We start from the raw sequence: 5,597 nt of genomic DNA, 5'->3' as shown, positions 1-5,597 counted from the left end.
TGCGCGCAGGCGGCACATCCGTGCAGCTGCCATGCGCCACTTCCGCCGCCATGCCGATGCTCTCGCCCAGCGTCGGATGCGGGTGGATGGTCTTGCCGATGTCGACAGCGCCGTGCTGGTGCGCCTGCGCGGTGGTGGCGGCCATGTCGTACATGTAGCCGGTTTGGTAGTTCACATGCGTGAGCATGAGCACGGCCACGTCTTCCTTCAGGGCGTGGGCCAATTCTTCGGGCGCGTCGATCAGGCGCAGTTCGTAGGCCGGGGCACCGTGGGCGTGGAGCTGGTCAATGAGGCCCTGGGCAATGTAGAGGTCGGTGGGGAAGTTGCGCCGCTCCGAGACGATGACACGCTTGTGCGGTGCGGCTGCCTGTTGCTTGCGCAGGGCTGCGGCCAGCACCTTGAACAGGTTGACCGAGGTTGTGTCGGTCACCACCACTTCACCGTCTTTGGCGCCCACCAGTTTGCCGAGCTGGTTGCCCAGGCGCTGCGGCAATTCGAACCAACCGGCCGTGTTCCAGCTACGGATCAGGCCCACGCCCCACTCCTGCTGAATCACCTGCTGGGCCCGCGCCAGCGCGGCCTTGGGCTGGGCGCCGAGCGAGTTGCCGTCGAGGTAGATCACGCCGTCGGGCAGGTTGAATTCCTGGCGCAAGGGGGCCAGGGCATCGCGGGCGTCCTGGGCTTGGGCAGAGGCAAGGGTGATGGGCATGGGGGTCTCCGGTGTGAGGTTGCGATGCCCGAACTTTACGCAATAGTCTGCGAAATGTGCTGCCTATTTGGTCTAACAGTCCCCTGTGTTTTCGCAGACTATTTGAAGCACAAGCGCAAATCCAGCGAAATTGCGCGTCCGACTATTTTGTGACGATGGGGAAGGTACCCGGCGCCTTGTCGATCAGGCCGAAAAAGCGCACCAGGTCGATCTTGCTTCCCGTCACCTTCAGGTCGTCCGACATCAGCGTGTCCTTGACGCCCGCCGTGCCGGCGATCATCTTGACGAAGATGTCCTTGGTCAGCGCCAGTGTGGCGTTGGCGTCAGGGGCCGGTTCGGCGCGCTTGAAGTGCAGTACTGCGTTCTCGATCCACAGCACATAGCTTTCCTTCAGGTCGGTCAGCACCAGGTTGACCTTGAGGTCCTTGCCCTCAGCGTCGGGGCCGTTCAGGCCGGCGGCCATGGCTTCCAGGAAGCGCTCCATGGGGGTCTGCAGCAGCATCTCGATCATCATGGCCTTGGACACGCCCTTGGTGGGAGGGCCATTGCGCAGCTCCTGCGCGGCTGTGAGGTAGGAGTTGCGCCAGGTGGCGGCTTCGGCCTGGTAGCCCATCTGCTCGTAGGTGCGGGCCAGCAGCTCCTTGGCGGACTTGGCGGATGGGTCGCCGAACACGGCGTGGTTCAGCAGTTCCGCCGCCCAACGGTAGTCGCCGACATCAAAAGCAGCCTGTGCGGCAGCCACGGCCTTGTCGGCTCCGCCGAGCAATTCGAGGTAGCGTTTCGCCGACTCCTGGGGAGGCAGGGGGTTCAGGTTGGCCGGATTGCCGTCGTAGGCGCCCATGTAGAACTGGTACACCGCCTTGACGTTGTGGCGCAGGTCGCCGTAGTAGCCGCGCACACCGAAGAATTCGCTCAACGACTTGGGCAGCTTCACGGCGTCGGCGATTTCCCGGGGCGTGTAGCCCGCATTGATGAGGCGCACGGTCTGGTCGTGGGTGTACTTGTAGACGTCACGGTGCATGGTCACCAGCTTGCGGATGTTGGCGTTGCCCCACACCGGCCAGTTGTGCGAGCCGATGTAGATCTCGGCGCCCTGGGTCTGTACCAGTGCCTGGTCCATGTAGTTGGACCAGCGCAGCGCATCGCGCACCTTGGCACCGCGCACCGGCAGCAGGTTGTGCATCTGCTGGCTCAGATTCTCGGCACCGTCGTAGAGCTTGAGCGCGGGAATGCTGAAAGTCATTTCGGCCGGGCACTCGGCCCCCGGGACGTTGTAGAACACGAAGTCCACGCCGTCGAGCTGGAGCTTCTGTTCCGGCTGTTCAATCAGGTGGTTGGGGGCCATGATGCCGATGCTGCCGTAGGCCACGTCCTTGCCCAGGCCGGTGTCCACGTTGCCCTTGGCCGTGCGTGGCAGGTCGCGGCCAAACTGGTAGATGGAGCGCCGCGCCATGCCGGTACCCACCATCACGTTCTCGCTGGTCGCTTCTTCCAGGAAACCTTCGGACGCCACCACCGGCAGTTTGCGTGCGGCCACTTCCTGCGGGGTGACGATCCCGAGCACGCCACCAAAGTGGTCGGCATGCGCATGGGTGATGATGACGGCTGACACCGGCTTGTCGCCCAGGTGCTGGCGGGCAAAGGCCAAGGCAGCGGCCGAGGTCTCGCGCGCGGTCAGGGGGTCCACCACAATCCAGCCGGTCTTGCCCTCGATCAGCGTCATGTTGGCAATGTCAAAACCGCGCAGCTGGTAGACACCGTCTGTCACCTTGAAGAGGCCGATCTGGGCATTGAGCTGGGCATGGCGCCACAAACTGGGGTTCACCGTGTCGGGCGCCTTGCCGTCGAGGAAGGCATAGACCTCGAAGTCCTTGAGCACCGTGCCGTCGGCGGCCTTGATCTGGCCCGTGGGCTTGGCAATGAAGCCGCGCTTGGCGTCTTCAAAGTCCTGCGCATCGTCGAGTTTGAGTTCCTGCGCAAACTGGGCGTTGGCCTTGAGCGTTTCCGGGCTGGCGTCACCGGCGGCGCCACCAATTCCCGTCGTCTTGCTGCAGCCGACCACCAGTGTCAGCAAGGTGGCCAGCAGGGCCATGCGCGGTGCGAAGTGCGGTGTCTTCATGGGGTGTCTCCTCGTTGCTTCTGTCGTGTTCGTGGATGGTTCAGTGGCCGGTGCGGATCAGCTCAGCACATTTTTCACCGACCATGATGCTGGGGGCATTGGTGTTGCCCCCTACCAGGGTGGGCATGATGGAAGCGTCGGCCACGCGCAGACCGGCAATGCCCTTGACGCGCAGCTGTGCATCGACCACGGCCAGCGGGTCGCTGTCGGGGCCCATCTTGCAGGTACCCACCGGGTGGTACTGGGTGTCGGCCCGGTTGCGGATGTCCTGCGCCATGGCGGCGGTATCGCCCGACTTCACGGGGTACAGCATCTTGCCGCGCACGCTGTCGAAGGCGGCACTTTCCAGGATGCGCTGCTGCATCTGCCCGCCTTGTACCAGCAAAGCGAGGTCACGCTCATCACTCAGGAACTGCGGGTCAATGACCGGCGCCACGCGCGGGTTGCTGCTTCGGATGCCCACCGTGCCACGGCTGTAGGGGCGCAGCACATCCACGTGGCAGGAAATACCGTGGCCCAGGTGGGCCTTGCGAGCGTGGTCGTCCACCAACGCCACCACAAACACCAGCTGCAGGTCCGGCACCGCCACTTCGGGCGCCGAGCGGAAGAAGGCACCGGCCGTGGCAATGGTGCTGGTGACCATGCCGCTGCGCTGGCGCCGCCACTCGAACATGGCACGCGCGATCTGGCCGATGCCGCGCGGTGAAGCCCCGAAAGACGCCGTATGGCTGGGCACGGTCCAGCTCTGCACGTAGTCGATGTGGTCCTGCAGGTTCTGGCCCACGCCGGGCAGTGCATGCACCGGCGTGACGCCGGCCTGTTGCAGCGCGGCCGGCGCTCCGATGCCGGACAGCTGCAGCAGCTGCGGTGAGCCAAAGGCCCCGGCGCTGACGATGACCTCGCGCCGTGCCCGCACGCGCTGTAGCTCGTTGCCCAGGTAGAACTGCACCCCGGTGGCCCGGCGCTGGTCCAGGTCCACCTTGGCACTGACGGCGTGGGTGATGACCTTCAGGTTGGACCGGCTCAGGTTAGGCGTCAGATAGCCCTTGGCCGCGCTGCAGCGTTCGCCGTTCTTGTGCGTCACCTGGTACAGAAAACTGCCCTCCTGCTGAGCGCCGTTGTAGTCGGGGTTGGGGGCGATGCCATGGTGCGCGCAGGCGTCCAGAAACATCCGGCTCAGAGGGCTTTCGAAGCGCGGGTAGGTCACGTTGAGCGGACCGCCCTGGCCGTGGAAGGCATCGGCGAACTGCTCGTTGTGCTCGGCGCGTTTGAACAGCGGCAGCACCTCGTCATAGCCCCAGCCCGGGTTGCCCAGCGCCGCCCAGTGGTCGTAGTCCCAGCGGTGGCCGCGCACGTAGAGCATGGCATTGATGGAGCTGGAGCCTCCCAGTGTTTTGCCGCGTGGCTGGTAGCCCTTGCGGCCGTTGAGTCCGGGCTGCGGCACGGTTTCAAAGGCGTAATTGTTGATGGTGGTCGGCACCATGGCCACGACACCGGCCGGGGCATGGATCAGCACGCTTTTGTCTGGGCCCCCGGCTTCCAGCAGGCACACCGTGGTGGCCGGGTTTTCGCTCAGGCGTGCGGCCAGCACGCAGCCGGCCGAGCCCGCGCCCACGATCACGTAGTCAAACTCCATGGCATCCATTCTTGTGTCTCCTCGTTGCGGGGGATTTTTGAAGGCAGCAAGAAATTCGTCCAATGCATATTGAGTGCAAAATCAATGCATTCAGTACATAACAAGAGCCTTGGAGACTGGCATGGACCTCAAACGCCTCAAGCACCTGGTCGCACTGGCCGACACGCGCAACTTCGGCCGCGCCGCCATCCAGTGCCATCTGACCCAGTCCGCCTTCAGCCGCAGCATCCAGGCGGCCGAAGAGGAGTACGGCCTGCAACTCTTCGATCGCGGCCCGTTGGAAGTCACCTGCACCGACGCGGGCGCATTTGTGGTCGAGCGCGCGCGCAAGCTGCTGTTCGAGAACCGCTGCCTGGAGCGCGATGTCAGCCTGTACCGCGAACGCCAAATCGGAGACCTGGCCTTCGGCGTCGGTCCCTTTCCAGCGGCCACCCTGGTGCCTTCGCTCTTGACCGAAATCCGTACCCGCTACCCCAAAGTCTGCGTGCGCGTGGAGGTGAACAACGCCGACTTCCTGGCCGCCCACCTGCGTGCCGAGGAACTGGACTTCTACCTGGCCGATGTACGCAACGTGGTCGCGGCCCCGGACCTGAGCATCACCCGCGTGGCCCAGCTGTCGGCTGGCTTCTACGTGCGCGCGGGCCACCCGCTGCTGGCTTTGGTGCAGGTCACCCCGGCGGACTTGCTGCCTTATGGCATTGCCAGCGTGCGCGTGCCGGAGGCGGTGCAAGTAGGCCTGGGCGCCCTGGCCGGCCTGGAAAACGGCAAGCGCCTGCCGCTGGCGGTGGAGTGTGACGACCTGAACCTCTTGCGCTCCCTGGCGCTGACCACGGACACAGTCATCGGCAACACCGATGCCGGCTCACTCGCCGACGTGCAGGCCGGGCGTCTGGTGCGCCTGGACATTGCCGGCATGCCCGCCGTCTACGCCGACATGGCCATCGTGTCGCTGCACGGCCGCAGCTACTCGCTGATGGCGCAGTTTGCCGTGGAGCAGCTCCTGCAGCAGGCCCGTGCACTGGACTGCCCATAATGCAGCCCATCCTTACCACCCCGGAGGCCCCGTGCTGAGCCTGGAACGGATAGGCGTTTTAACCGCATGAGGCCAAGTATCGCACCGCGGAAGCGCCATC

General features: G+C 64.8%; 4 protein-coding genes. 1 reads left to right on the top strand and 3 read right to left on the bottom strand.

What is annotated here, in order from left to right:
* The 3 genes from IHV84_RS19940 to IHV84_RS19930 form a co-directional block, all read right to left on the bottom strand.
* Positions 1-709: aminotransferase class V-fold PLP-dependent enzyme (locus IHV84_RS19940; RefSeq protein ID WP_198848133.1), on the bottom strand; the 709-nt coding region annotated here is incomplete at its 3' end.
* Between the two features lie 142 nt (positions 710-851).
* Positions 852-2,828, bottom strand: coding sequence for an alkyl/aryl-sulfatase (locus IHV84_RS19935; RefSeq protein ID WP_054258061.1), 1,977 nt, complete (start codon positions 2,826-2,828; stop codon positions 852-854).
* A gap of 40 nt (positions 2,829-2,868) precedes the next feature.
* Complete coding sequence (locus tag IHV84_RS19930) at positions 2,869-4,473, bottom strand: GMC family oxidoreductase (protein ID WP_175537985.1); 1,605 nt, start codon at positions 4,471-4,473, stop codon at positions 2,869-2,871.
* 112 nt (positions 4,474-4,585) lie between these two features.
* On the opposite strand from IHV84_RS19930, the gene IHV84_RS19925 reads away from it, so the two are divergent.
* Positions 4,586-5,497 (top strand): LysR family transcriptional regulator, encoded by a 912-nt coding sequence (locus IHV84_RS19925; RefSeq protein WP_054258062.1) that lies wholly within the window; start codon positions 4,586-4,588, stop codon positions 5,495-5,497.
* The last annotated feature ends 100 nt before the right edge of the window (positions 5,498-5,597 follow it).

Source organism: Acidovorax sp. IB03 (assembly GCF_016406015.1).
In the GTDB taxonomy this organism is placed as follows: Bacteria; Pseudomonadota; Gammaproteobacteria; order Burkholderiales; family Burkholderiaceae_C; genus Acidovorax; species Acidovorax temperans.
Note: the sequence above shows the minus strand (reverse complement) of the source record. Positions and strands in the feature narration are given on the sequence as shown.

Coding starts and splice junctions, on each gene's coding strand:
- IHV84_RS19935 (WP_054258061.1), bottom strand. CDS start 2,828: ATGAAGACACCGCACTTCGCACCGCGCATGGCCCTGCTGGCCACCTTG.
- IHV84_RS19930 (WP_175537985.1), bottom strand. CDS start 4,473: ATGGATGCCATGGAGTTTGACTACGTGATCGTGGGCGCGGGCTCGGCC.
- IHV84_RS19925 (WP_054258062.1), top strand. CDS start 4,586: ATGGACCTCAAACGCCTCAAGCACCTGGTCGCACTGGCCGACACGCGC.